The sequence below is a fragment of the Terriglobia bacterium genome, assembly GCA_020073205.1.
Classification (GTDB): Bacteria; Acidobacteriota; Polarisedimenticolia; order Polarisedimenticolales; family JAIQFR01; genus JAIQFR01.
Genome location: JAIQFR010000012.1, coordinates 25,489 through 51,415 on the forward strand (window position 1 = coordinate 25,489; position 25,927 = coordinate 51,415).

The 25,927-nt window shown below is 69.9% G+C and carries 26 protein-coding genes; 15 read left to right on the plus strand and 11 right to left on the minus strand.

What is annotated here, in order from left to right:
- Positions 1-27: 27 nt before the first annotated feature.
- The gene (locus LAO51_04195) at positions 28-966 is read right to left on the minus strand and encodes a hypothetical protein (GenBank protein MBZ5637941.1); all 939 of its coding nucleotides are present in this window, start codon (positions 964-966) and stop codon (positions 28-30) included.
- 171 nt (positions 967-1,137) lie between these two features.
- Here LAO51_04195 and LAO51_04200 point away from each other — a divergent pair, with 171 nt between their 5' ends.
- The 5 genes from LAO51_04200 (at position 1,138) to LAO51_04220 (ending at position 7,841) form a co-directional block, all read left to right on the plus strand.
- A complete protein-coding gene (locus tag LAO51_04200) occupies positions 1,138-3,216 on the plus strand; it encodes an EAL domain-containing protein (GenBank protein MBZ5637942.1) in 2,079 nt (692 codons plus the stop codon).
- Positions 3,217-3,373: 157 nt separating this feature from the next.
- Entirely contained in the window at positions 3,374-4,333 is a 960-nt protein-coding gene (locus tag LAO51_04205; protein MBZ5637943.1) for an ABC transporter ATP-binding protein, read from the plus strand.
- Positions 4,326-5,066 (plus strand): ABC transporter permease, encoded by a 741-nt coding sequence (locus tag LAO51_04210; protein MBZ5637944.1) that lies wholly within the window; start codon positions 4,326-4,328, stop codon positions 5,064-5,066. The genes LAO51_04205 and LAO51_04210 overlap by 8 nt, the downstream gene beginning before the upstream one ends.
- A gap of 3 nt (positions 5,067-5,069) precedes the next feature.
- A complete protein-coding gene (locus tag LAO51_04215) occupies positions 5,070-6,503 on the plus strand; it encodes a GldG family protein (protein ID MBZ5637945.1) in 1,434 nt (477 codons plus the stop codon).
- Positions 6,504-6,512: 9 nt separating this feature from the next.
- Positions 6,513-7,841, plus strand: a complete 1,329-nt coding sequence (locus LAO51_04220) for a DUF4340 domain-containing protein (protein ID MBZ5637946.1) — start codon at positions 6,513-6,515, stop codon at positions 7,839-7,841.
- A 224-nt stretch (positions 7,842-8,065) separates the two neighbouring features.
- Here the strand turns inward: LAO51_04220 and LAO51_04225 are convergent, their stop codons facing one another.
- Positions 8,066-8,980 carry a phosphatidylglycerol lysyltransferase domain-containing protein gene (locus LAO51_04225; protein ID MBZ5637947.1) on the minus strand — a complete coding sequence of 305 codons (915 nt, stop codon included), beginning with the start codon at positions 8,978-8,980 and terminating at the stop codon, positions 8,066-8,068.
- Positions 8,980-9,399, minus strand: coding sequence for a GNAT family N-acetyltransferase (locus LAO51_04230; protein MBZ5637948.1), 420 nt, complete (start codon positions 9,397-9,399; stop codon positions 8,980-8,982). The genes LAO51_04225 and LAO51_04230 overlap by 1 nt, the downstream gene beginning before the upstream one ends.
- A 117-nt stretch (positions 9,400-9,516) precedes the next feature.
- Here LAO51_04230 and LAO51_04235 point away from each other — a divergent pair, with 117 nt between their 5' ends.
- The gene (locus LAO51_04235) at positions 9,517-10,137 is read left to right on the plus strand and encodes a hypothetical protein (protein MBZ5637949.1); all 621 of its coding nucleotides are present in this window, start codon (positions 9,517-9,519) and stop codon (positions 10,135-10,137) included.
- Positions 10,138-10,187: 50 nt separating this feature from the next.
- Here the strand turns inward: LAO51_04235 and LAO51_04240 are convergent, their stop codons facing one another.
- Positions 10,188-11,090, minus strand: a complete 903-nt coding sequence (locus LAO51_04240; protein MBZ5637950.1) for a zinc ribbon domain-containing protein — start codon at positions 11,088-11,090, stop codon at positions 10,188-10,190.
- A 147-nt stretch (positions 11,091-11,237) separates the two neighbouring features.
- Here LAO51_04240 and LAO51_04245 point away from each other — a divergent pair, with 147 nt between their 5' ends.
- Together LAO51_04245 and LAO51_04250 are read left to right on the plus strand one after the other, a co-directional pair.
- Positions 11,238-12,161, plus strand: a complete 924-nt coding sequence (locus LAO51_04245; GenBank protein ID MBZ5637951.1) for a formamidopyrimidine-DNA glycosylase — start codon at positions 11,238-11,240, stop codon at positions 12,159-12,161.
- Positions 12,162-12,227: 66 nt separating this feature from the next.
- Positions 12,228-12,905, plus strand: a complete 678-nt coding sequence (locus LAO51_04250; protein MBZ5637952.1) for a gamma-glutamyl-gamma-aminobutyrate hydrolase family protein — start codon at positions 12,228-12,230, stop codon at positions 12,903-12,905.
- A gap of 13 nt (positions 12,906-12,918) precedes the next feature.
- On the opposite strand, the gene LAO51_04255 is transcribed toward LAO51_04250, so the two are convergent.
- The 6 genes from LAO51_04255 to LAO51_04280 all read right to left on the minus strand — a co-directional run bounded on the left by LAO51_04255 (position 12,919) and on the right by LAO51_04280 (position 17,417).
- Positions 12,919-13,806 carry a phosphatase PAP2 family protein gene (locus LAO51_04255; GenBank protein MBZ5637953.1) on the minus strand — a complete coding sequence of 296 codons (888 nt, stop codon included), beginning with the start codon at positions 13,804-13,806 and terminating at the stop codon, positions 12,919-12,921.
- 75 nt (positions 13,807-13,881) lie between these two features.
- On the minus strand, positions 13,882-15,171 hold the full coding sequence (gene nrfD / locus LAO51_04260; protein MBZ5637954.1) for a polysulfide reductase NrfD: 1,290 nt from the start codon (positions 15,169-15,171) through the stop codon (positions 13,882-13,884).
- Between the two features lie 7 nt (positions 15,172-15,178).
- Positions 15,179-15,943 carry a 4Fe-4S dicluster domain-containing protein gene (locus LAO51_04265; GenBank protein ID MBZ5637955.1) on the minus strand — a complete coding sequence of 255 codons (765 nt, stop codon included), beginning with the start codon at positions 15,941-15,943 and terminating at the stop codon, positions 15,179-15,181.
- A 136-nt stretch (positions 15,944-16,079) separates the two neighbouring features.
- Entirely contained in the window at positions 16,080-16,616 is a 537-nt protein-coding gene (locus LAO51_04270; GenBank protein ID MBZ5637956.1) for a hypothetical protein, read from the minus strand.
- Positions 16,617-16,619: 3 nt separating this feature from the next.
- Positions 16,620-17,096, minus strand: coding sequence for a Crp/Fnr family transcriptional regulator (locus tag LAO51_04275; protein ID MBZ5637957.1), 477 nt, complete (start codon positions 17,094-17,096; stop codon positions 16,620-16,622).
- A gap of 6 nt (positions 17,097-17,102) precedes the next feature.
- Positions 17,103-17,417: a hypothetical protein gene (locus LAO51_04280; protein MBZ5637958.1), complete on the minus strand. Its 315-nt coding sequence runs from the start codon at positions 17,415-17,417 to the stop codon at positions 17,103-17,105.
- A gap of 257 nt (positions 17,418-17,674) precedes the next feature.
- Between LAO51_04280 and LAO51_04285 the strand changes: the two genes are divergently transcribed.
- The 7 genes from LAO51_04285 (at position 17,675) to LAO51_04315 (ending at position 25,211) form a co-directional block, all read left to right on the plus strand.
- Entirely contained in the window at positions 17,675-19,549 is a 1,875-nt protein-coding gene (locus LAO51_04285) for a PAS domain-containing protein (protein ID MBZ5637959.1), read from the plus strand.
- The gene (locus LAO51_04290; GenBank protein ID MBZ5637960.1) at positions 19,546-20,907 is read left to right on the plus strand and encodes a sigma-54 dependent transcriptional regulator; all 1,362 of its coding nucleotides are present in this window, start codon (positions 19,546-19,548) and stop codon (positions 20,905-20,907) included. Before LAO51_04285 ends, LAO51_04290 begins: the two co-directional genes overlap by 4 nt.
- Positions 20,908-21,044: 137 nt before the next feature.
- The gene (locus tag LAO51_04295; GenBank protein MBZ5637961.1) at positions 21,045-22,193 is read left to right on the plus strand and encodes a hypothetical protein; all 1,149 of its coding nucleotides are present in this window, start codon (positions 21,045-21,047) and stop codon (positions 22,191-22,193) included.
- 80 nt (positions 22,194-22,273) lie between these two features.
- Positions 22,274-22,735, plus strand: a complete 462-nt coding sequence (locus LAO51_04300; GenBank protein ID MBZ5637962.1) for a cytochrome c family protein — start codon at positions 22,274-22,276, stop codon at positions 22,733-22,735.
- An 11-nt stretch (positions 22,736-22,746) separates the two neighbouring features.
- Positions 22,747-23,529: a 4Fe-4S dicluster domain-containing protein gene (locus LAO51_04305; GenBank protein MBZ5637963.1), complete on the plus strand. Its 783-nt coding sequence runs from the start codon at positions 22,747-22,749 to the stop codon at positions 23,527-23,529.
- 7 nt (positions 23,530-23,536) lie between these two features.
- Positions 23,537-24,709: a polysulfide reductase NrfD gene (nrfD, locus tag LAO51_04310; protein MBZ5637964.1), complete on the plus strand. Its 1,173-nt coding sequence runs from the start codon at positions 23,537-23,539 to the stop codon at positions 24,707-24,709.
- A gap of 91 nt (positions 24,710-24,800) precedes the next feature.
- Complete coding sequence (locus LAO51_04315; GenBank protein ID MBZ5637965.1) at positions 24,801-25,211, plus strand: iron-sulfur cluster assembly scaffold protein; 411 nt, start codon at positions 24,801-24,803, stop codon at positions 25,209-25,211.
- 69 nt (positions 25,212-25,280) lie between these two features.
- Here the strand turns inward: LAO51_04315 and LAO51_04320 are convergent, their stop codons facing one another.
- Positions 25,281-25,841, minus strand: coding sequence for a DUF4382 domain-containing protein (locus LAO51_04320; GenBank protein MBZ5637966.1), 561 nt, complete (start codon positions 25,839-25,841; stop codon positions 25,281-25,283).
- Between the last annotated feature and the right edge of the window lie 86 nt (positions 25,842-25,927).

The window sequence follows — 25,927 nt, forward strand, 5'->3', positions numbered from 1 at the left end:
GAGAACCGGATCGAGCCGTCCGGAACGTCAGCGTGGCTCGGAGCCGGGCGACCACGTGAAGCGATGCGCGCGGCGCTCGCTTCCGCTGACCCAGTGACCGCGGGCCACGGCCGAGAAGGTGCGCGTCCGCTCGGCGAGGATCGGTCGCATCGTCGCGGTCTCGAGATCCACGGTCAACGTCTCGGTCACGGGGCTGAACTGCGCGTGCTCCAGGAATCGAGTGCTCGCGACCGTGTCGCCGTCTCCGAGCTCCCTGGCTTCGCGGGCCATGTCGATGAGGAACCCGCCCGTGTACCGGCGGACCGATTCCGACGGATAGACCGCCGCGGCCTCGAGCCGGGTCCGTCCCGCCGCGCCGCTCGACGACAGCCCTCGCCGCGTCGCCTTCACGGGCACGCGCGTGCCGTCGAGCTCCCATGCGCTTTCCGTCCGCGTCCACTCCCCCGGTTTCTGCCGGCTTCCGAGCCACGCTCCGACCCAGGCGTACCAGTCCCCGCTGGCGACGTCGCGAAGGAGGTTCTTGAAGGAGTCGAGACCCGGCGGCATTCCGGGGAATCCAGCGGCGGCGAGGACGCCGCGGGCGACTCCGTCGAGGTCGCGGCTTTCCGCGTAACGGCCGTCCCGGTCCACCAGGATCGTCGGCGTGGCGATCCTCATCACGCGCGCGACGGCGATTCTCATGCCCGCGGGGTTCACGGAGGCGATCGGGACGTTGTCCACCGACACGATGCGGGCGTCGGAGAAGCGCAGGACCAGGCGATCGGACGTCGAGTCGGGCTCGACGCGGAGGTGCATCTCGATCACGACCGACCGCCGCTCGTCCCCCACGCTCCGCTCGTCGGAGAGCTCGATCGTCGCGTCGCCGCGCACCGGCCACGCGAAGCGCAACGTGCCCTCCGGCTCCGCCGGCCGCGCGGGCGGGACGACGAGGCCGAGGGCGAGGACCATCGCACGGAGAGCGCGCATGCCGATGATCCTAGCGCATTCCCGCCCGGGTCCCCGGGGCACATCGAGGCACGGCCTCGGCGCTACCGCGAATCGGGGCCCCCCGCTCTCCTTTTCTGCTAGAATGGCGCCGCCCCCTTTCCGACATTCGGGGCGCACATGACGGATTCCGCGCACTCCAACGAAAGACCCGTGTCTGTCGAAGATCCCTTCGCCGCGCAGGCCGCGGCGCTACGCCAGTTCGACGAAGCGATCCTCAGCGCCAGAACTCAACTGGAGGAGTACGTGGCGGCCTGGATCGCGGACCTGACGTCCGCCCGGGCCAGCCAGCCTCAGGAAATCGACGACAGCATCACGGCGCGTCTCGCGGAAGCCGAGGGGCGGCTCGATCATCTTCGCGACGCGCTTCGGGATGGCCCGGCGGCGCTCGGGGCGCGGGTTCAGTCGAGCGAGGCCGCGCGCACGGTCGCCCTAAGGGATCTGAGGCGCACGGTCGAGGAGCACGAGGAAGCGGGGAGGGTTCTCGCGGCCGCCAACGTGGAGCTGCGCGGTCAGATCGCGGATCGTGAACGGCTCGAAACCGAGCGGCGCGGTGCCGACCAGGACCTGCAGGAGATTCAGGCGCGCTTCGAGAACGCCTTCGCCAGCGCCCCGATCGGCATGGCCCTCGTCGACATGGAGGGTCGCTGGCTCCAAGTCAACGACGCTCTCTGTCGAATCACCGGCCATACGAGGGCCGCGCTGAAGGCGACGACGCTTCCGGCCATCACGTTTCCGGACGACATCGATTGCGACGCCGATGCCCTCCGGGATCTCCTCGCCGGCCGGGTCCCGAGCTACCAGGCCGAGAAGCGCTATCGCCACGCCTGGGGGCACTATCTCTGGGTGATGCTCACGGTCTCCCTCGTCCGCGATCACCGAGGTCGGCCGCTCTACGTCATCTCGCAGGTCCAGGACATCTCGGAGCGGAAGGAGATGGCGGCACGCCTCGATTTCCTGCTCGATCACGATTTCCTGACCGGTCTCTTCAATCGTCGTCGGTTCGAGCAGGAGCTGGCCCGGGAGGTCGAGCGGGCCTCGCGCTACGGCGCCAAGGGCGCCGTGCTCATGATCGATCTGGACAACTTCAAGGACGTCAACGACGCCTTCGGCCACAAGGCCGGCGACGATCTCCTCAAGGGCGTCGCCGGCGCGCTGAGGCATCGGGTGCGCCAAACGGACGTCCTGGCGCGGGTGGGAGGGGACGAGTTCGCCGCGCTGCTGCCGGAGACGGATGCCGACCAGGCCCAGATCGTGGCCGACGGGATCGTCAGAACCCTGCGGCAGAACGTCGCGGTCCTCGGCGAGCAATCGATCCGCGCCACGGCCAGCGTCGGGGTCGCCCTGTTCGACGGCCTGAGTGCCGCGGAGGTGCTGGCCTTCGCCGACCTCTCGATGTACGAAGCGAAACAGGCGGGTCGGAATCGAGTCGCGATGTACCGCCCGAGCGGGGGGCACCGCGAGCACGTGTCGGCGCGGCTCGCCGAGGCGGAGCTGGTCCGCAACGCCTTGGAGGAGGATCGCTTCATCCTCTACTGCCAGCCGATCGTCGACCTGAAGCGGAACGAGGTGCTCCAGTACGAGCTGTTGCTCAGGCTCCGCGGCGACGAGGGGCGCGAGCCGCTCCAGCCCAGCTCGTTTCTCTATGTCGCCGAGCGGTTCGGCCTGATCCAGGAGATCGACTGCTGGGTCGCGCGCCAGGCGGTCGCGCTGATCGCCGAGCACGCGCGCGCGGGCCGCAAGCTCGTGCTCCACGTCAACCTCTCGGGGAAGTCTATCGGCGATCCCAACGTGGCCGCTCTCGCCGAGAAGGCGATCGCGGACGCGGACATCGATCCCGCCTGTCTCGTCTTCGAGCTGACGGAGACGACGGCGATCGCCAACATCGAGGAGGCGAAGGCGTTCGCCCATCGTCTGCGCGCCCGCGGTTGCCGGTTCGCACTCGACGACTTCGGCGCGGGTTTCGGCTCCTTCTACTACCTCAAGTCCCTGCCTTTCGACTACTTCAAGATCGACGGCGACTTCATCCGAGGCATCGTCGCGAGTCCCATGGACCAGCTCGTGGTCGGGGCCATCGTCGGCATCGCCAAGGGAATGGGCAAGAAGACGATCGCCGAGTTCGTCGCGGACGACGAAACCGCCCAGCTGCTCGAGAGGAGCGGCGTCGACTACGGGCAGGGCTACCACCTCGGCCGTCCGGGACCCGTGAGAGACGTTCTACCGTCGACGTGAGGCGGCGCGCTCCCGGAGGGAGCATGACGTCGCCTCCCCCGCCTACGTGGTCGGGTTCGGTGGCGCTCGCCTGACCCTGTGGCGTGACGCCGCCACCTGGAAGAGAATTCCGTCCGCCGCCGATCCCCGGGAGGGATCCGGCAATGGGAGGTGTCGCGTGATCGCGGTCGAAGGCCTGACCAAACGTTTCGTGGACCGGGACGCGGTCGCCAACGTGTCCTTCTTCGTGCCGGAGGGGGAGGTGCTCGGCTTCCTCGGCCCCAACGGCGCCGGCAAGACGACCACCATGCGGATGATCACCGGCTTCCTGCCGGCGACGTCCGGCAGCGTCCGCGTCGCCGGGATCGACCTCGCGCGCGACCCCCTCGGCGTGCGGGCCCGGATCGGCTACCTCCCCGAGAACGTGGCGCTCTACCCCGAGATGCGGGTCTCGGAGTACCTGCGCTTCCGGGCCGCCATCGAGGGGGTGCCGCGGAAGGATGTCGCCGCGCGGGTCGACGACGCCTCCGGCCGCACGATGATCGGCGACGTGCGGCGTCAGCTGATCGGCACTCTCTCGAAGGGTTACCGCCAGCGCGTCGGCCTCGCCAGCACGCTCTTGCACCGACCGCCGGTGCTGATCCTCGACGAGCCGACGGTGGGGCTCGACCCGCGCCAGATCGTCAACATCCGCGAGCTGATCGTCGCGCTGGGGAAGGACCACACGGTGATCCTCTCGACGCACATCCTCCCCGAGGTCGAGCAGGTGTGCCGACGGGTGCTGATCATCGACGAGGGCAAGCTGATCGCCGACGGCACGCCGGAGCAGCTGCGCACCGGCCTCGCCGGCGCCGCCGAGGTGGTCACGGAGCTCGACGCCCCCGAGGCGGACGCCCGCGCCGCGCTCGAGCGGCTCCCCGGCGTCGGCGCCGTGCGCGCGGACGGCCCCGGCCGATTCCGCCTCTCGGTCGAGGGGGGCGGCGACCTGCGCCGCGCGGTGTTCTCCCTCGCGGTCGAGAAAGGATGGGTGCTGCTCGAGCTGAGCCAAACCGTTCCGTCGCTCGAGGACATCTTCCTGCGCCTGACCACCCGCGACGCCGCGGCGCCCGAGGCGGCGGCGGAGGTGGCCCGTGCGTAAGAGCCTGGCACTCGTCCGGCGCGAGCTCACGGCGTACTTCTCGTCGCCGCTCGCCTACGTGGTGCTGACCGCGTTCCTGTTCTTCAACGGGTACGTGTTCTGGCTGATCATCGCATTCCTCAACGACCCGCGCACGCAGGCGATGGCGCCGCTCAGGCTGATGTTCGGCGGCACGCTCTTCTTCTGGCTGCTCCTGCTGTTCGTGGTGCCGGTGATCACCATGCGGCTGCTCGCCGAGGAGCGCCGCACCGGCACCCTAGAGGTGCTGCTCACCTCGCCGGTGAGCGAGGGCCAGGTGGTGATCGCGAAGTTCGTCGCGGCGCTGATCTTCTACCTGTTCCTCTGGCTACCGACGGTGGTCTACGTGCTCATCCTCGGCAGCTACTCGAGCATCGACCCGGGGCCGGTGGGAGCGGGCTACCTGGGCATCGCTCTCTTGGGCGTCCTGTTCGCCGCCATCGGTTTGCTGACCTCGGCGCTCACGCGGAACCAGATCGTCGCCGCGATCTTCGCGTTCGCGCTCCTGATGGTGCTGTTCTCGATCGGGCTGCTCGAGCAGCTCGCCACATCTCCGTCGCTCAAGAGCGCGCTCTCCTACATGAACCTCTGGGACCACATGGACGACTTCGCGCGCGGCCTCGTCGACACCCGCCACGTCGTCTACGACCTCAGCCTCGCAGGGCTGTTCCTCTTCCTCGCGACCAAGGCCCTCGAGGCCAAGAAGTGGAGGTGAGCGGTGAAGAAGGAGACCGTCGTCACCACCTCGGCGACCGCCGTCGCCGTCGTCCTCGCCGTCGTCCTCACCGGGATGGTCAACTGGCTCGGCTTCCGCCACTACGCGCGCGGCGACTGGACGAGGTCGCGGATCTACTCCCTCTCCGGGAAGACCCTGGGCGTGCTCAAGGGGGTCGCCTCCGAGGTCGACGCGGTCGTCTTCATGACCCCGTCGACGCCGCTCTACGCCGAGGTCAAGGAGCTGCTCGAGCGCTACCAGGCCGAGGCGCCGAAGCTGAAGGTCGAGTTCATCGATCCCGAGCGCGACCCGCTCCGGACCCGCAAGCTCGTCCAGGACTTCGGCGTTTCCGCCCCCAACACGGTGGTGTTCTCGTCCGCCGGCCGGAAGAAGTACGTGACCTCCGACGAGCTCGCCGATTACGACTATTCCGGGATGCAGCTCGGGCAGCAGCCCAGGATGACGGGGTTCAAGGGCGAGGAGCAGTTCACCGCCGCGATCCTGGGGGTCGCGAACCCGAAGCAGCCGAAGATCTACTTCTCGACCGGCCACGGGGAGCGCGATCTCGGCGGGACGGCGGAGGACGGCCTCTCGCAGTTCAAGGAGGCGCTCAAGCGGGACAACCTCGACGCCGGGACCGTCAGCCTGCTCAAGGGGAAGGTGCCGGCCGACTGCGACCTCTTGGTGATCGCCGGCCCCGGCGCGCCGTTCGCCGATCTCGAGCGCGCGGCCGTCAGGGCGTACCTCGATCGGGGGGGGCGCGTGCTGATCCTGCTCGACCCGGTGCTCGGGGCGAAGGCCCGACCCTCGGGGCTCGAGGACCTCGTCAAGGCCTACGGCGTGCAGTTCGACGACGACCTCGTCGTCGATCCCGACAAGGCGGTGCCGTTCGTCGGCCTCTCGACCGTGTTCGCCGACGAGTTCCGCAGCCACCCGGTGGTCGACTCCATGAAGGGGCTGGCGGTGGTGCTGCCGGTGACCCGCTCGGTGACCACCGCCACCGCCGACGGCGCGACGTCGACGCAGCTCCTCACGACCTCCGCGGGAGGGTGGGGCGAGCGCGATCTCGCCGCGGTGGAGGCGGGCAGGGGGATCAAGAAGGACCCGACCGACGTCCAGGGCCCGGTGCCCCTGGGCGTGGCGGCCGAGTCGGCGAAGGACAGGAAGAACGGCTTCAGGCTGGTGGCCTTCGGGAACTCGTACTTCGTCTCCAACGGGGAGGTCTCCAACGCCGGCAACCTCAACCTGGCCCTGAACTCGGTGAACTGGCTGGCCCGGCGGGAGGAATCGCTCGGCATCGCGCCGCGCGCGCCGGAGCAGGTGCAACTCCTCCTGTCGCGCGGGCAGATGCGCTCCATCACCCTGATCTCGCTGCTCGGACTGCCGGGGATGGCGATCGTGCTCGGGGCCGCGGTCTGGTGGCGGCGGCGGCGGTAGGAGTCCGCGATGCGTCTCCTAAGGCTCGCCGTCCTCGCGGTCGTGGTGCTCTCCCTCGGCGCCTACATCTACTTCGTGGAGCGGCACGGCCCCTCCACCGACGAGTTCAAGCAGAGCCAGGACAAGCTGTTTCCTGGCCTGGACCCGGCGAAGATCCGCCGCGTCGTGGTGACCCATCCGAAGGGCCGGTTCGATCTCGAGAAGGAGAACGGCTCCTGGAAGATCATGGCGCCGATCGCCGACGAGGCGAACGACGGCGCCGTCACCGCCTTGCTTTCCTCGCTCGCAGGACTGAAGGCCGAGCGGACGCTGGCGGCGAAGGACGTCAAGCTCGGCGATTACGCGCTCGACAGGCCGGCGACGTCGGTCGTCGTCACCGACGACAAGGGCCAGGAGAGCACGCTCTCCCTCGGCGCCGAGATGCCGCTCGGCAACACCCGAGCCGCTCGAACCCGTGGCGACACGGTCTACGTGATCGCCAGGACCATCGCCACCGACGTCGAGAAGGACCTGTCGGGGTGGCGCTCCAACGCCCTCGTAAGGGTCGACGCGGCCGACGTCGCGTCGCTCACCATCATGGACGCCCGCGGGCGGGTGGCGCTGGCGCGCGCGGGAAGGGAGTGGACGCTGACCGAGCCGGTCGCCGACCTCGCCGAGCGGGAGAAGGCCGACGACGTCGTCTCCGATCTCTCGGCGGCGCGGATCAAGGAGTTCGTCGACGCGCCGGGCGACCTCGGGACGCTCGGCCTCGAGCCGCCGCAGCTCGAGATCACCCTCGTCCGCAAGGACGGCAAACCGCCGGTCCAGCTCGCCTTCGGCAGCGAGCGCGAGAAGGACGGCACGAAGCAGCGCGCCTGCAAGCGCGCCGGGCGCGTCACCTGGGTCGACGCGACGGCCGCCGCCAAGGCGTCCACCGCCCTCGCCGATTGGCGGTCGAAGAAGCTCGTCCGCCTCGACGCCTGGTCGGCGGACATAGTCGAGATCACGGCCGGCAAGGAGAAAGCGAGCGTCGAGCGCAAGGACGGCGTCTTCAAGGCGGGCAACGTGGAGGTGGACGGCGACGCGGTTTCGAATCGCCTCGACATTCTGGCGGACATGACGGTGACCGCCTTCGACAGGCCCAAGCCGACCGGCGACGCAATGGGCCTCGTCAAGGTGACCGCGGGGGGCGGTGCCACGGTGGAGGCGACCTTCTACGCCGGCGCAGGCGCGGGCGAGTCGATCGCCGTCGTTCCCGGTCGCGCCGGTGCGCTCGCCGTGGACGGCGCCAAGGTGAAGGAGCTGCTCAGCGACCCGGCGTCGCTCTCGAAACCCAAGGCCGAGCCGAAGACGAAGTAGGCGTTCTCGCCCGGGAGATCGCATGAACGGTCGAGGAGCGGATGCGGGCTGGCCAGCCCTTCGGGAGGGACAGGTTCCTGCCGACCGCAGCGTCGAGCATCAGCGGCCTCCCGGTGGGTGGGGTGGAGGCTGGGCTTCCCCCGATTTGGTGGACACCAGCGAATAGAACGGGTGCAACCGATCGATCCCCGCTCGCCACGGCATCCCTACGCGAACCCATCGCCTCAGCGTCGGAGCGTGAGCGTGTGCTTCATCTCCAGCCGCACCGGGAAGTAGGAGAGCTTCCCCTTGCGCAGCCCCGGGTCGCCGAGATCCTCCTCGCGGTTGATCAAGGTGAACCCCTGGCTCGCGATCACCCGGGCGGTCTCCCGGTTGATCACCTGGTAGAGGCCCTTCCGGCTCCTGAGCGCTCGCTCGAAGAAAACGACGGCCGTCGTCGGGTTGAGGCGGTCGAAGATCGAGAACGCCGAGGGTTCCCCCTCGACGCGTACGAGAAGGCCCTGGAGCCCCAGCGGTCCGAGATGGCGGAGGGCACGCTCGAGGGCCTGCGTCTCCTGAGCCAGCGTCACCGCGGATTCGGCGGTGCGCTTGCGCGCGATGTCGTCGCCGATCACCAGGCATTCCTCGACGTGCTCCGGACCGAGACGCTCGACGGACCAGGCGTAGAGCCTCGAGGCCTGGGCGAGCAGGTTGCGCTTCCCGGCGTAACGGCGGCCGCGGAGCTCGGCGAGGTCGGAGGCGGCGTAGACGTAGTTCGCCGCGTCCCGATTCGCGACGACGTCGAAGTGCGCGGCGAACGCAGCGTGCCGTTCCAGGAACTCCGCGCTCACCGCTTCGATTCGCAGCGCTTCGGGAAGCTCGCCGGCGCACGAGAGGAGCGTCTCCTGGAGTTCCACGGGGAACGGGCCGACGGGCTGCAGGAGGCTCGGGGGACGTCCGGCCCCGGGGTCGGAGCCCACGAGGAGCGTGTCCGGCTCGACGACGACGTGGAGGTACCGGAAGACGGGCGCCCAAACGAAGAGCGAAGCGAAGCTGTAGTCGGAGAGCGGCTGAGCGTTTCGCGCCAAGAGATCCGCGAGGCGCGGGCGGTGCTCCATCTCGACGGGGACGAACCGAAGCCCCAGGAAGCCGGCGTCCATCAGCCTCGCTTCTCGTAGAGCATCAGCTCGTGGCCGGCGCGCACGCGGTATCCCAGCGGCTCGTAGAACGCCCTCGTCCCGGGCTCGGCGACCAGGCCGATCCAGCCGATCCCGGCCTCGACGCACCGGTCGGTCAAGCGGCGGACGATTTCGAGGCCGATGCCGCGGGCGCGGTAGGCCTCGAGCACGACCACGTCCTGGAGGTACGCGTCGCTCGCCCCGTCCGAGATCACGCGGCCCATCCCGACGATGCGCCCCCCGGGCTCGCGCGCCACCAGGAATCGGAAGCTTCCGCTCACCATCCGGGGGATGACCGCGCGACTTGCCGGGTCCTCGTGCCACCAGCCGCCGGCCCGGTAGAGCTCGACGAGGGCCTCCGTCGGGGCGCTCGCGACGATCTCGTAGACGATATCCGACATCGCTTGCCGTCTCCACGCGCCGTCGGCGCGTCCTCCGAGAGTCTACTCCGGGTGGATCGCCGGACCGCCGGTGGCGCAGCGGCCGTCCGCGTACAATTGTCACCGGAGGAACCGGGGATGCGCGGCGCGCGAAAGCGACGGCCCGGTGGCGGCACGGCGGGCGCGGCCGCGTCCAGTGCCTTGCCGGCGTACGCGCGGATCGACCGGTCGCTTTCGGCCGGGGACCACCCGTACCTCCGGATCCTGCCCGAGGTCGCAGCGAGCCCGGCGCTGGAACGGATCGCACCGTCGGGAGCCGCCCGGACGCGGCTCCTCGAACGAGCGCGCGTCGAGATCCGCGACGTCCAAGGCTACGCCTTCGTGGACGACGAGGTGCCCTGCATTGTCGTGGCGGAGTGCTACTTCCGCGAGGGCACGCACCTCGACCTCTACCTGGATCTCCTTCACGAGATCACCCACCTCCGCCAGCTCGAGGAAGGCTTCGATCTCTGGGACGAGCGGTTCGCTTACGTGGACCGGCCCACCGAGATCGAGGCGTACGCCGTCGCCATCGAGGAGGGGCGGCGCCTCGGCATGAACGACGCCGAGGTCATGACGCACGTCTCGAACCCGTGGATGACCCCGATGGAGGTCGCGCGGCTTCTCGGGCACGTGGGCGCTTTCCTGGAGACCGGGATGCTCGCCAACCTCGAGGCGGCGAAGCGGCCCGCTCCGCGCCGCTCGCGCCGTCCCTGGTGACCCGCGCGATCAGCGATGAGGAAGACGCCGGTCCCGAGAAGCGTCCCGGGTCAATTCGCGGAGGGTGTCCAGGCTCCAGACGGCTCGAGGATCCGCGCAAGGACGGCCTCGAGCCTCGGGCGGTAGCGATGCGCGAGGATCGCGAGGAGCGGCGGGAGCGCGCACGCCGCGAGGAACAGGAGCGCGACGGCGCCAAGACTGGTGTGGAGGTAGTCGTCCGCGAGGCGGCTGAAGTCCATCCAGTGGCCGCCGCCCTTCGCCTCCTCGTAGATCGCGCGCTCGAGCGGGCTCCCGAGAAGGCGCAGCGCGAACCGCACGTCGAACAGCAGCGTGAAGATCGCGACGAACGCGTAGGCCGGCCGCTCCGCGCGCGCCACGAGGCCCTCGCCGGACAGTGCGCGGTGCAGGAAGATCCCGGCGAACACCAGCTCGCTGCCGTGTCCCATGAAGAGGACCACCGCCTCGTGCCCCCTCGTCCAGGCCAGGAGCGAGTAGAGCGCGGTCGCGGCCGCAAGGACCGCGAGGGCGACGCGGCGGCCGCGGAGGAGCCAGCCGCCGAGCGCGATGGCGGCGTACACCAGGACCACGAGCGCCGCCTGCCGGTCCTGATGCATCGTGACCCCGCCGCCGTACGAGAAGTCGAAAGCCGGGACGGAGGGGTAGCCGAAGATCCAGCCGGCGGCGGCGTGCCCCAGCTCGTGGAGCAAGACGAGGAAGTACGAGAACACGAAGCTCGTGAACGGCACGAGGAACACCACGATCGCCGCGCCCGCGCCGATTCCCAGCGCCCTCCACCCGTCCCCGTCGATGGGGCGGACGTCGCTCCCGGCCGCCGCCGGCCCGGGAGCCCGAGGACCGGGTCCCGCCCCCTCGAACCTCGCGAACACGATCCCGCAGCGCGGGCACTCGGCCCCGCCTTCGGGCTGCTCGAATCCGCACTTGGGGCAGTACAACCGAGAGGCCTCCGGGACGTGGACAGAACTTAGGCTCCCGAGAAACGACCGGCAACCGAGGGGCCGGTCGCGGACGCGCTTGCCCGCGGCGGCGAAACGGGTTAGCGTGCCCGTCGTTCGCGGAGCGCGCTCCCTCGGAAACGTGCGATGCCCGAGCTACCCGACATCGTCGTCTACGTCGAACGGCTCGAGGCCAGGATCCTCGGCCGTGTGCTCGAGCGGGTGCGCCTCAAGAGCCCGTTCCTGCTTCGCACGGTGACTCCTTCCGTCCGCGAGGCCGAGGGACGGACGGTCGTGCGCCTCGGACGGTTCGGGAAGAGGATCGCGATCGGGCTCGAGGGCGACCTCCACCTCGTGATCCACCTGATGATCGCGGGGCGGCTGCGCTTCCGCAAGGCGGGCGCGGCGGTTCCCGGGAAACTCGGCCTCGCGGCGCTCGATTTCCCGACCGGTACGCTCCTCCTCACCGAGGCGGCGAGCAAGAAACGGGCCTCGCTCCACCTGGTCCAGGGTCAGGCGGCGCTCGCGGCGCTCGACGCGGGAGGTCTCGAAGTTCTGGAGACCGACCTCGCGGCGTTCGAAGGCGCCCTCGCCCGCGAGAGCCACACGCTGAAGCGCGCGCTCACCGATCCTCGCCTCTTCAGCGGAATCGGGAACGCGTACTCCGACGAGATCCTCCACCGGGCGCGGCTGTCGCCGATGAAACTCAGCGGAAGCCTCGACGCCGAGGAGACCGAGCGGCTCTGGCGGTCCGCCCGGGAGACGCTCCTCGAGTGGACGGACCGCCTCCGCCTCAAGGCGGGCGACGGATTCCCCGAGAAGGTCACCGCGTTCCACGAGGAGATGGCGGTCCACGGCCGGTACGGGAAGCCGTGCCCCGCGTGCGGGACCCGAGTGCAGCGGATCGTCTACGCCGAGAACGAGGCGAACTATTGCCCCACCTGCCAGACCGGCGGACGGCTCCTCGCGGACCGCGCCCTCTCCCGTCTCCTGAGGGGGGACTGGCCTAGGACCCTGGAGGAGCTGGAGGCGGGGCGGGCGCCTACCAGCTCACGACCCGAGACGTCGTGAAGTTCGCACCCACGGCGCCGAGGCCCGCCGTGTGCCACAATCGGAGCGCGAGCTCGAGGAGCCGCGATGCCGCGTACGCCCCGCCTGCTGATCATCGATCCGTCGGTCGCGTTCCCCGAGGACGAGGGCGCGGCCGAGGCGGCGCGCGGCTGGCCGGGAGAGGTCCGCGTGCTCCGGCCGGCGCTCCGGCCGGGGGACGGCCCGCGGCCGGGGGACGGGTACGAGGCCGACGGGATCGTCCTCCTGGGCTCGCGCGCCTCGGCGAACGACGACCTCCCCTGGCTACGGGATCTCGGCGCCTGGCTCCTTCCGGTCCTTCGCGGCGAAATGCCGCTCCCCCTCCTCGGGATCTGCTTCGGGCACCAGCTCGTCGGGAAGCTCGCGGGAGGGACCGTGGGCTACCTGCACGAGGACCGGCACGCGGAGCTGGGCGTCCGCGAGTCGATTCTCGACGGCAGCCGCCTGCTCCCCGACACGCTCCGGATGCGGGTCGTCGCCTCCCACGGCGAAGAGGTCAAGGAGCTGCCGCCGGGGTACCGGATCGTCGCGCGCCGGCCTCCCCTGGTCACCGACGGGCTCGAACACCAGCGGCTTCCGATCTTCACCGTCCAGTTCCATCCCGAGGCGCGGCAGAGATTCCTGACCCGCCGGGGGGCCGACCCCTCGGGGCTCGACGCGGTAGCGATCGTGGACAACGATCGCCTGCTCGACGCGTTCCGGCGCCTCGCGCTCGCCCCGGGCTAGCCGCCGCACCCAGTTACCGCGGTGCCGATTCCGAGGAGACCAGCGCGATCCGTACTCCGACGGCGCTCCCGGAGACGAACGGGAGAATCTCGGGCCGGACCGCGCGCGACCGTGCGTGGAGGTGAACCATCCCCTTGCCGATGGCCCGGCCCAGCATCGCCGCGCCCACCACGTCGGAGAGCCAGTGGGCGTCGTGCTCCAGCCGGTGGACGCCGACGGCGCCGGCAAGCGCGTAGAGCGGCCACCGCACCGAGCGGTAAGGGTAGACCTCGCTCACGCTGGCCGCGAATGCGAAGGCGCCGATGGCGTCGCCGGAGACGAACGACGAGCTGCCACCGACCGTCGACCCGCGGGGCCCTTGGAAGTCGTACGGCCCGTTCGCGGTCGGCGGCCGCTCCCGGTGGGTGAGCGACTTGATCACCGCGCTCGCGCGGACCGCCCAGAACGCCGACTCCGCCGCGAGGAAGCCCGAGTCCGAGAGGCGCTCGTCCCGGAACGCGAGCCCCGCCACGAAGAGCCCCGCCCCGTAGAGCGTCAGCCGGCTTCCGATGAAGCGGTCGCGGATCGGGTCCACCAGGTCGATGACGGTTCTCGATCGGCGATCCTGGACGAAGTCGCGCGCGCGGCCGTCGAGCGGGATCAGCCCCACCGTGACCGCCGAGCCGGCGGCGGCCCTCCCCCACTCGGCGGCGCTCCACGCGGCAGGGCGCGCCGCGAGGTTCAGCGGGTCCTTCACGAGCCACTCGAGGTACTTCGAGGCCCCCCGCTCGCGAACGTAAGGGAGGAAGGGTCCTTCGCCGGTCGCCGCGCACGCTGGCAGCGCCGTCGAGAGGCTCGCGGTAAGGTAGACCGCCATGGCGGCGAGCCGGACGGCTCGAGCGGCATTCCGCGGAGCGGTCATGCGCCGAGCATGCTCTTCCCTACGTCACGGCTCAACCCCCGCCGGGAGGATCGGTGAGGCGGTGTCCCGGTCAGCTCACGCTCGCGAGGGGATCCCGTCCGACGCGGCGGGCTCCTGCGGGAGCCCCTCGAGGACGTCCGTCCTCGCGTCACGGTCCGCGCGGAACTCGCCGAGGGCGATGGGGACCGCCACCTTGAGCATGAGCGTGAAGATCAGGAAGCCGACGGAGAAGATCCCCGCGGCGATCCGAAGCTCGGTCAGCGTCGGGCTGTACTCGTAGATCTCGCCGAGCGTGTCGGGAGTCAATCCGGGGATGATGAGCCCCATCCCCTTCTCGATGTACACGCCCGCGTACGTCGCGAGGCAGCCGAGGTTGAGCGTCAGCCAGCGCCTCCGCGTGGCCGGAACGATGAAGAGCGCGAAGGCGAGCAGATTCAGCGCCACCGCGGACCAGGCGTACGGGACGAGCGTGCGGTGCGCTCCCAGCCCCGAATACCAGTACTTCGTGTAGAGCAGGTGCTGCGTGTCGGAGTAGAACTCCTTGAACGCCTCCGCGCCGTGGAGGAACAGGTTGAGGAACATCGCGTACGCCATCAGCTCCGCGATCTTGTGGATCGCGTCGTCCTGGATCTCGAACCGCGTGAATCGTCGCAGGAGCTGGAGCATGATCAGGAGGATCGCCGGACCGGAGCAGAACGCGGAGGCGAGGAACTGGGGGGCCAGGATGGACGAGTTCCAGTACGGGCGGGCGGCGAGCCCGTTGTACAGGAACGCCGTGACGGTGTGGATTCCCACCGCCATCGGAATCGAGAGGAGGACCAGCGGCACGACCAGACGCGTCGCGTACGGCCGGCCGGTGAAGGCCCGGTACAGGATGTGGGTCACCACCACGAGGTTGACGAGGAAGTACAGGTTGAGCACGATGACGTCCCACGCCAGGAGGGACGAGGGGAAGTTCAGGTGCCCGACCCACGGGATCAGGTGCCAGACCCGGTCCGGCCGCCCGATGTCCACGAGGACGAACAGGAAGCACATGACGATGGCGCTCACCGCCAGTAGCTCGCCGTACACGACGATCTGCCGGATCGGCTTCCAGTCGTAGACGTAGGCCGGGATGACCAGCACGACGGCGGCCGCGGCCACGCCCACCAGGAACGTGAAGTTGCCGATGTAGAAGGCCCAGCTGACCTGATCCCGCATGGCCGTGACGACGAGACCCGTCGAGAGCTGGCGGGCGTAGGCGAGTGCGCCCGACGCGATCAGCACGAGGAGGAACGCGACCCAGGTCCAGTACCCGGCGCTCCCGCGGAGGACCCGCCACAGGCTTCCCGCGACGAAGTGAGCGAAGAGTCGTGCGGTTCTCAAGGCCGCCCTACGTGCCGTAGAAGTAGAGGAACTTCGGCATCGTGCTCAGCTCCTCCTTCAGGACGAGCACGCGCTTGTGCTCGATGATGTAGCGGATCTCGCCGCCCGGGTCGAGCAGGTCGCCGAACTTCCGCGCGCCCGCGGGGCAGACCTCGACGCACGCGGGGTACCGCCCGACGCGCGTGCGCTGGATGCAGAAGGTGCATTTCTCCACGACGCCCTTCGGCCGCGGCCGGTTGCCGAGGACGTGCATCCGCGGGTTGAGCTCGCCCGCGGGTATGGACGGCTCCTTCCAGTTGAAATGGCGGGCACCATAGGGACACGATGCCATGCAGCAACGGCAGCCGATGCACCAATCGTAGTCGATCACGACGATGCCGTCGGGCTCCTTCCAGGTCGCTCCGCTCGGGCACGTCTTCACGCAGGGCGGGTTCTCGCACTGCTGGCAGGCCACGGGAACGTAGAAGTGGCCTTCCTCCGGAACCTCCGCCGGATGGTAGTAGGGATCGGCGTGCGAGAAGTCCACGCCCCGCTCCTTCTCCATCGCGAGGACGCGGATCCACTGCACCGCTGGGTCCCGCGACGGGTTGTTCTCCTCGACGCAGGCGTACACGCAGCGGCGGCAGCCGACGCAGCGGGACAGGTCCAGCGCGTACGCGAACCGGACTCCCGGGATGGCGGGGGTGTCCGCGACCGTCACCGGCACGCCGTAGGTTTCGGTGTATCGGCGCTCCAGCTCCCGGAGCGACGCGCGCAGCCTCTCGCGGGGCATCTCGACGAGGCGTTTCGGCCCGCACGCCGTCAGGATCCAGGCGGCCCCGGCCGCGGCGGCGCACGAGACGAACTTCCTCCGCGAGAGACATTCCTCGCCGTTCCCGTCGCCTTTCACGCAGGGTCCCCTTCCGTGCCTAGGGTCGCGACGGCCGCAGCGGCGCGGGCTTCGGTGCCAGCGGCCGGAACCTGGGCTGGTGCGGATTGTGACAGTTGGCGCACAGGAGGTACTTCTTTCGGCCGTTCCACTCCCCGGTGCGCCGGCCATGAACCCCCGCCCTCCAGTCCCTGAGCTTCTCGCCGTGGCACTGGCCGCACAACAGGTAGGACTGCTCGAACGCGATCGGCTCCCCGCTGGCCAGGTGGAGACGGTCGCGGTTCTCCGCGTCGTGGCAGTCCAGGCACCACCGGTGCTGCTCGTCGTGCCGGAGCTCGATCTCCTGGTGCATGTCCGTGAGCCGGCGCCGCGTGCGGTTCGCCTCCATACCCGCGTGGCAGCTCGAGCACGGGAAGATCCCGTCGGAGAACGGTGGAGGAGGAACCTCGAGGTGCTGGTCGGACGACCCCGGCTCGTCCGGCGTCTCGGCGCGTCCCGCGGGCCCGCTGGCCAGAAGCACCGCGATCGCCGCGAGGCGCAGCGCACCCGGGAGGCGGGATTCCACTCGGAGCCTCATCGTCTACGTGTAGCGGAGCTCGACGACCCGCTGCATCTCGCGGAGCCACATCGTCTGGAAGACCTGGAGGCGGTGGCCGATCACGGCCGCGACGTTCCGGGTCACCACGTACGCCACGGACGGATGCGCGGAGAAATGGTCGAGCAGCGCGGCCCGCGAGAACGCGGTCAGCTCGCTGTCCACCGCCGCGGTGGCCTTCAGCGTGAACCGGTGGGGGGGGACGAGCCCCGACCATCCGAGGGTCTCCCCCGGGAGCCTCTCCTCGATGAGCACGTCCTCCTCCGCGCCGCGGACCTGCATCGGCAGCGTGAGCGTGACGCGCCCGCGCACGACCTGGAACACGCTGGCGGCCGGCTCCCCGAGGCGGAACAGCACCCCGCCGGCCGGGACGGCCATCGGGGTCCCGATGGCCAGCAGGCGGTCCGCCTCGTCCCCGGAGAGCCCTTTCAGGAGATCGGTCTGAGCGCTCGGCATCGTCACGACACCTCAGTTCACGAAGGGCGACGCCGTCCGGGAGTGGAGCGACTCCGGCGTCGGGACGTCGAGGAACGACTCCGCGGCGGCCTGCTCGAGCCGCACGTGGCGCTCGATGTGGCTGAGCAGCACCTCGAGCGGGATGGGGGGGGGCACGGCCGGCTTGGCCGATCCCCCGGCGAAGAACCTCGGCGTATCGAGGGCAAGCCTCGGATCGGGCCGGACCTCGGGACGGATCTCGGCGGCGTGACCGGTCCTGTCGAACATCAGGACGCACACCGCCGTGGCGATCACGCTGGTGAACACGATGGTCAGGAACATCATCATGGCGAGCCCTCCTCCGTGCGCCGACGGGGTCAGCGATTGCATTCCGCCTGCCAGCGGCGGCAGGGTCGCCGGAACGCCGTGAAGCGCGGTTTCCCGGGACCTTGGCGCGGCGAGACCCGCGAGATCCGGCTCGGTCCCGACAGATTGTCAGGACCTGCCTGACGGAATGTCAGAAGTTGACACCGCCGATTCGCCCGCGCAGTATGGGAAACGTCGCTGCCGGCTCGCCTTGCGCGTGGGATTTCCCCGGAGCCCGGATGAGACTCCGCCTGACCAGCATGACGGCCGGGCTGACCGTGGGGGTCACGGCTGCGGTGGCGATCGCCTGCGCCGCGGGCACCTACCTGTACTCCGTCCATCACTTCCGGACCCTCCTGGAGACCGCGAGGTCGACGGCGCTGGCCCAGGGACAGATGATCCGGGCCGGCCTCGAGCACCAGATGATGGAGAACGACCGCAGCCTCATCGGGAGCATGATCGAGACCTTCGGCCGGGAGCCGAACGTCGAGAAGGTCATGCTGCTCGACCGCGAGGGGCAGGTGCGGTACACCAGCGCGCCGCAGGTGACCGAGCGGCAGCTGAAGATCGATTCGCCGACCTGCCAGGCGTGCCACCGCCTCCCGCCCGAGCAGCGAGCCTCGAGCCGGGTCATCGAGACGGGCCAGGGGACGCTGCTGCGCACGGTGATCCCGGTGCGCAACCGGGAGGCGTGCCACCGGTGCCACGATCCGGGCCACCGGATCAACGGCATCCTCATCGTGGACGTCGACGCCGGCGAGATCCGGGCGACGATGAATCGCGATCTCCGGTGGATGGTCGGGGGGAGCGCCGGCCTGGCGCTCCTCCTGGTCGGCGCCATCGCGGTAGTGGTGCGACTCTCGGTGATGGGCCGGCTCCAGCGATTCGAGACCACCGCGCGCCGGATCGCGGCGGGCGATCTCGAGCGGCGCGTGCCCGTGAAGGGCTCCGACACCCTCGCCTGGCTCGGCCGGGAGTTCAACTCCATGGCCGACACCATGACGGGACTGCTCGCGGACGTCCGCGACCAGCGCCAGGAGCTCGAGACCGTCATCAACGGCATCGACGACGGCATCGTGGTCCTGGACCGGGATCGGAAGATCCTCGCCGCCAACGACGCGTTCCTGCGCCGCACCGGCCGGGATCGCGCCGGCGTCCTCGGCTCTTCGTGCCTCGAGACCGCGGCGGGCGCGTGCGGCGCCGTCGATTGCCCGACCCTGGCGTGCCTCAGGACCGGGGAGCACCAGGTCCGGATCTGCCAGCGCCGGACGCCGTCGGGCGAGCCCGCCTGGGAGGAGGTGCACGCGTCGCCGATCCGGCGGCCTTCCGGCGCCATCGCGCAGGTCGTCGAGGTCTGGCGGGACATCTCGGAGCGGCGCGCGGCCGAGGCCCGCCTCGCGGAATCCCACCGGCTGGCGTCGCTGGGGCTGCTGGCGTCGGGGTTCTCGCACGAGCTGAACACGCCCCTCGCCACGATCCTCGCCTGCGTCGAGGGAATCCAGCGCTCCGCGCGAGCGGAGGGCCGCTCGGACCCCGAGGACTGGCGCCGGATCGGGGAAAACGCTTCGATCGCGCGGGAGCAGCTTCTCCGGTGCCGCGGGATCACGCAGCACTTTCTCCGCCTGTCGAGAGGGCAGCGGTCGCCCGGCGACCTCGTGGACCTCCCGGAGACCCTCGCGGCCGTGACCCGGCTGATCGAGCCCACGGCCCGCGCGGCCTCCGTGACGATCCGCGTGGAGCCCGTCGCGCCGGGGACGTCCGTCCGGGTCAATGAGGCCGACCTGCACCACGTGCTGCTGAACCTGGCGCTGAACGCGATCCAGGCGTGCGGGCGGGACGGCCGGGTCGTCCTGGGCGCCGAAGGCGGCGATCCCGTCCGGATCCGCGTCATCGACGACGGGTGCGGCATCGCGTCGGAGAAGCAGCAGCGGATCTTCGAGCCGTTCTTCAGCGATCGGCGTGGAGGAACGGGACTCGGCCTGTTCCTGTCCCTCGACCTGGTCCGCCAGTGGGGCGGCGACATCCGCGTCCTAAGCGCGCCCGGGCGCGGCTCCACGTTCGAGGTGTCGATTCCCGCCGCGGGAGGCACCGCGCCGCCCGGAGGGGCCCCATGAAGCCTTCGGTGTCCGTGCTCCTCGTGGACGACGACGCGACCTTCCGGCAGGTGCTCGCCTCCGAGCTTCAGCGCCTCGACTTCGCGGTCTCCGCGGCCGGCTCGGGCCAGGAGGCCGTGAGGATGGCCTCGGAGCTGCAGCCCGACGTGGTTCTCCTCGACCTCCAGCTCCCCGACATGGGCGGGCTCGAGGTCCTCGAGGCCGTTCGAGAGAAGAGCCCCGCCACCGAGGTGATCATGCTGACGGGACACGGCTCGATCGACACCGCCATCGAGTCGATACGCAGGGGGGCGTTCGATTACCTGGCCAAGCCGTGCCCTCTCGACGAGCTGGAGGTCCGCGTCCAGCGCGCGCTCGAGAGGCAGGCGCTGACGCGGCGCGCGAGCCTGCTCGAGCGCGGCCTCACCCCGCGCGATCCGGGGGCGTCCTTCGTCGGAGCCGGCCCGCAGTTCCGCCGCACGCTCGGCCTGATCGATCGCGTGGCTCCGACCGACTCGACGGTCCTGATCCGCGGCGAGACCGGCTCCGGCAAGGAGATGGTGGCCAAGCTGCTCCACGCCCGCAGCCCGCGGAAGGACCGCCCGTTCGTCGTGATCGAGTGCGCCGCCCTCCAGGAGGAGCTGCTCCAGAGCGAGCTGTTCGGTCACGAGCGCGGCGCCTTCACGGGAGCCGACCGCGCGAAGCCGGGCCTCTTCGAGGTCGCGCACCAGGGCACGATCTTCCTCGACGAGATCGGCGACGTGAGCCAGTCGACCCAGGTGAAGCTGCTCCGCGTCCTCGACACGTCGACGTTCCGGCACGTCGGCGGTACCGCGGAGATCCGCGTGGACGTCCGGGTGCTCGCCGCGACCCACCGCGACCTCGCGGCCCTGGTCCGGCAGGGGCTCTTTCGCGAGGACCTGTACTACCGCCTGTCCACCATCACCATCGCGCTCCCTCCGCTGCGCGAGCGGAAGGAGGACGTCGAGCCGCTGGCGGAGCACTTCGTCGGGCTCCTCAACGACCGGTACGGCTTCCGCAAGCGCATGGGACCCGGCGCTCTGGATCTCCTCCGCCGGCACGACTGGCCGGGAAACGTCCGCGAGCTCCTGCACGTGATCGAGGCGGCCATGGTCGTCTGCGAGGGACCGGAGATCCTCCCGGAGCACCTCGCCGCGCTCTCGAGGACGCCTCCCTCCCCCGCGACGCGGGACGCCGCGGCCGGCGACCGGTTCCTCACGCTCCAGGAGCTGGAGCAGGAGCACATCGAGCGTGCGCTCAGGGCCTCCGGCGGTCACCGCGGGAACGCCGCGCGCATGCTGGGCATCAGCGAGCGCAACCTGTACCGGAAGCTCAGGGACCTCAGCCTCCTCTCCTGAGTCCGAGCACGCCGCCGCATCGCCCGGGTTCCGCCGCGCGGGACTTTCATCTTGACATCGACGCGATACCTGGTAACACATGACGCCCGAGAGGGCGTCCATTGCGGACATTGGAGTCCTCTTTCCAGGAGGCACGGATGAGGCGCGTGGGGTTCGTCGTGGCGGTCGCGTGCGCGCTCGCGTGCTCGGCGCCGGGTCTCGCGACCCCGATCGTCAAGGGACGGTTCAGCCGGAGCGACACGTGCGGGGAGTGCCATCGCGACATCTACCGGATGTGGCGGGCGTCGGCGCACGCCAGGTCGATGGAGGATCCGGTCTTCCTCGACGCGTACCGCCAGACGAAGGACCGCGAGGGAGCGGCGGTGGGCCGAACCTGCCTCGAGTGCCACGCGCCCGTGGTGAGCGTGACGAAGGACTACGACCTCACCCAGAAGCTGTCCTGGGAGGGCGTCAGTTGCGACGTGTGCCACTCGATCACCGCGGTGGAAACCTCGGCGGCGGGAGCGAGGTACACGCTGGACGTCGGGGTCGTGAAGCGCGGGCCGATCAAGGACGCGTCCTCGCAGGCGCACGACGTGCGTTACTCCGAGCTGCACGCGCAGGCGCTGGTGTGCGCGCCGTGCCACGAGTTCGCCAGCCCCGACGGCACGCCGCTCATGACCACGTACTCCGAGTGGCGGCAGAGCGAAGCGGGGAGATCCGGCAAGAGCTGCCAGCGCTGCCACATGGGGCGGACGAAGGCCGACGTCGTGGATCCCATCGTCAAGAGGGTGCCCGACGCCGAGGTGAACCTGCACGAAGTTCCGGGGGGACACTCCCTGGAGCAGCTCAATCGGGCCCTGGACGTCGCCCTCCTGCCGAGGCGCGAGTCCGACGCGATCCTCCTCGACGTGCGGCTCCGGAACCGCGGAGCGGGCCACGCCGTTCCCACCGGAATGCCGGGCCGCCATGTGATCCTGAGCGTGAAGGTCCGCGCCGGCGGCAAGGACCCCGACGAGGAGCGGCGGACCTATGGGAAGAACTTCGTCACCGCGGGAGGAGAGCCGATCTCCAGGGACAGCTCCTACTTCGCCCGGGGCGTCCGTCTCGCCTCCGACACCCGGCTCAAGGCCGACGAGGAGCGCACCGAGCACTTCCGCTTCAAGGTCCCGGCGGACGCCACCGCGTTCGTCACGGTGAAGCTGGAGTACGAGCACGCTCCGACCGGGACCGACGAGAACCGGACCTCGATCACGTTCTTTTCCGAGGAGCGCGCGCTGCTCCCCGGGAAGCCGCCCGGGTCATGACGGGAGGCTCGGCCCGCGCGCGCGGCGTCGAGCGGCCCGGACGAGGAGGGGACGGTGGGAATTCAGAGGGTGGCATCGGCATGAGGGGACGATTCCGGGAGGTTCAGCACCTCGTCCGCGCGGCGCTCCTGTTCCTGGCGGGCGTCGCCGCGTTCCTCCTGCTACGGCAATCGCTGGTGCCCAAGGGCTTCGGCGAGTACGGGCACTTCCGGAGCGGAGCGCTCGAGGACAACCGCGGCCGCCCGCTCCAGTTCGCGGGGATGGCCGCCTGCGAGGAGTGCCATTCCGACGTCGTCGAAGCGAGGAAGGGGAGCAAGCACGCGGCGGTGCGCTGCGAAGCCTGCCACGGACCCCTCGCGGCCCATGCCTCGGACCCGACGACGGGAAAGCCCGTTCGGCCGGACCCGAAGACCGTCTGCCTCGTCTGCCACCGCGACAACGTCGCCAAGCCGAGAGGGTTCCCGAAGGTCGATCCCGGGGAGCACGGCGGCGGCGAGGCGTGCAACACCTGCCACAAGCCCCACCATCCGGAAGTCGCCTAGGAGGTTCGCGGATGTCCGTCGATCGCCGGGGATTCCTGAAGGAGGGCGGGAGGCTCCTGGTCCTCTCCGCCGCGGCCGCCAGCGCCCTCGATCTCGTGCTGGCCGGCCGCCCCGAGGAGGCCGATGCCTACAAGCTCGCCGACCACTGGTGGGGCATGATCATCGACATCAACAAGTGCATCGGCTGCGGCAATTGCGTGCGCGCGTGCAAGATCGAGAACGACGTCCTCAAGGAGCCGTACTACTTCCGCACCTGGGTCGAGCGATACCACGTGCCGGCCAAGGACCTCGTGCGCCCCGAGGCCGAGGACCACCCCGAGGTGGACTCCCCGAACGGCGGGTTCGACGGGTTCAAGGAGAAGTACCACGCCGGGGACGGCTCGAAGAACTTCTTCGTCCCGAAGCTCTGCAACCACTGCGCACATTCCCCGTGCGTGCAGGTCTGCCCGGTGGGCGCGACGTTCGAGAGCCCCGACGGCGTCGTGCTGGTGGACAAGACGTACTGCCTCGGCTGCCGGTACTGCGTCCAGGCGTGCCCCTACGGCTGCCGGTTCATCGACCCGCGCACCGAGACCGTGGACAAGTGCAGCCTCTGCTACCACCGGATCACGAAGGGGCTGACCACCGCCTGCTGCGAGACGTGCCCCACCGGCGCGCGGACCCTCGGCGACCTCAAGGACCCCCGCGATCCGATCCACGAGTTCCTGAGGACCCACGGCGTGCAGGTGCTGAAGCCGCAGATGGCCACCGGCGCCAAGGCCTACTACAACGGCCTCGACGGCTCGGTGAGGTAGCGAAGCGATGGAGAGCGTGCTGCAGGGCGTCCAGGGCTTCATGTACCCCAACGAGGTGGAGCTCCAGTGGAGCATCCTCATCGTGCTCTACCCGTTCGTGACCGGGCTCGTCGCCGGCGCGTTCATCCTCGCCTCGCTCGAGCGGGTCTTCAACGTCGAGGCGGTGAAGCCCACCTACCGGCTCGCGCTCCTCACCGCACTGGCGTTCCTGATCGCGGCGCCGCTCCCGCTGCAGCTCCACCTCGGCCACCCGGAGCGCTCGTACGAGATGTACACGACGCCGCACACCAGCTCCGCCATGGCGATGTTCGGCTTCGTGTACCTGTGGTACCTGCTGGCGGTGCTGGTCTTCGAGATCTGGCTCGACTACCGCAAGGACATCGTGCTCACGGCCCGGGCCAGCCGCGGGGCGAAGCGCCTCCTGTACCGGGCCCTCTCCCTGGGCTCGGACGACATCAGCCCCCGCTCGCTCGAGATCGACTCGAGGGTCGGGAGGTTCGTCACGATCGTCGGGATCCCGTCCGCGTTCCTCCTCCACGGCTACGTGGGGTTCATCTTCGGCTCCGTGAAGGCGAACCCGTGGTGGTCGACGCCGCTGATGCCCATCGTGTTCCTGTTCTCGGCCATCGTGTCCGGCATCGCCGCCGTGCTGCTCCTCTACATGGCCCTGTCGTGGGCGCGGGGACGCCAGCCCGACATGGCGTGCGTGGACACCATGGGCCGCTACCTCCTGTACGCGTTCATCATCGACTTCTCCCTCGAGATGCTGGACCTCATCCACCGGATCTACGAGGCCGACGAGTCGTTCAAGAGCCTCGACTTCATGGTCCACACGCGGCTGTACACGTCGCAGGTGATCCTGCAGATCATCGTGGGCACCCTCGTCCCGATCGGGCTCCTCGCCCTGGTCCAGGTCGTGCGGACCACCGCGCCCGCCCGGAAGGGGTTCTACGTCGCCGCCGGGGCGCTGACCCTCGTCGGCATCTTCGCGATGCGCTGGAACGTCGTGATCGGCGGGCAGCTGTTCTCCAAGAGCTTCCTCGGGTACACGACCTACAAGATGCACTTCGCCACCCGCGAGGGACTGTTGCCCGCGATCCTCGTGCTGCTCCTTCCGTTCGGGATCCTCTGGGAACTGCTGAAACTGCTGCCTCCCTGGCCGGACGAGGGATCCGCGTAGCCGTTCCCGCCGGCCGCGCCTCGCTGGACGCGGAGGGGATCGGGGTCCACGTTGTCGGCCGGGCCGTCCGGCGGCCCGAGGGGGCGAGATCATGGACAAGGACCGAGGCGAGCTGTTGAGGGATCTCGGATACTCCGAGAAGGCGATCCGGTTCATCGCCGAGGACAGGAACTTCGGCCAGCTCCCGGTCTTCTCGGTGAAGTCGTCGCACCAGGGACAGTGCGGCGACGTGCTGCGACTCTACCTCGACGTGGACCGCGGCGTCATTCGCGAGGCCAGCTTCGAGCACGTCGGGTGCACGGGGCTCCAGGCCAGTGCGGCCGGCGTGACCACGATGATCCGCGGAATGACGCTCGACGACGCGGCGAAGCTCGACGTCAAGGACATCGTGGACTTCCTGGGGAAGATCCCGGACGCCAAGCTCGACTGCGCCCAGCTCGCCCGCGACACCTTGCGGAAGGCGATCCAGGAGCTGAAGCAGGCCTCGACCCCGGCCTCCTGAGGAGCGAGAAGGCGGGACCCGGCCGGGGATCGGCAGCGATCCCCGGCCGGGCAGGCGGTGAGACGGGGGTCAGTGTTCGTGCTCGACGCTTTCGACGTCGATTTCGGGCTCGAACTGACACTCCATCCCTTCGAGGAGCTTGAACGAAAGGTCCACTTTGAAGTCGAGGGTGATGGTCACCGGCTGGCCTTCCACCGCCGTGAACGAGACCATGCGCTCCACCGTCACGCCGGCATGAGGCAGAGTGATCGTGATCGTGGTCCCGTTGGCGAGGACCAGCTCCGAGCCGGCGATCGTCACGCGAATGCGGTCATACGTCCCGGCGGGGACCGCTCCCGCGGCCAGGGTCAGCGTCTTGCCGTTGACGAGGGTCAGCAGGTCGATGGTCATCGGGAACGTTCCGGACACCGGGACCCAGACCCCCTGCGAATCACGGACCTCGATGGCGGAGAACGTGACGTTCGCCTGGGAGAAGGCCGGCGAGGTCTCGTCGTGGATCACGATGTTGAGACGCGCCTGCCCGGGGCCGAGCATCCCGCCGCTTCCGCCGCCGGAGCTCGAGCAGGCGGCGGAGACCATCGCGACGACGACCAGGGCGAGCAGCGAAAGCGATCTTCGCGTGGGGGCCATGGCGGGTTCACCTCCGTGCGACGTTCGGAACCGGGAACTTCCCCCCGCGCCGATGAATGCGCAAGCCACGTGCCCCTACGCCCTCG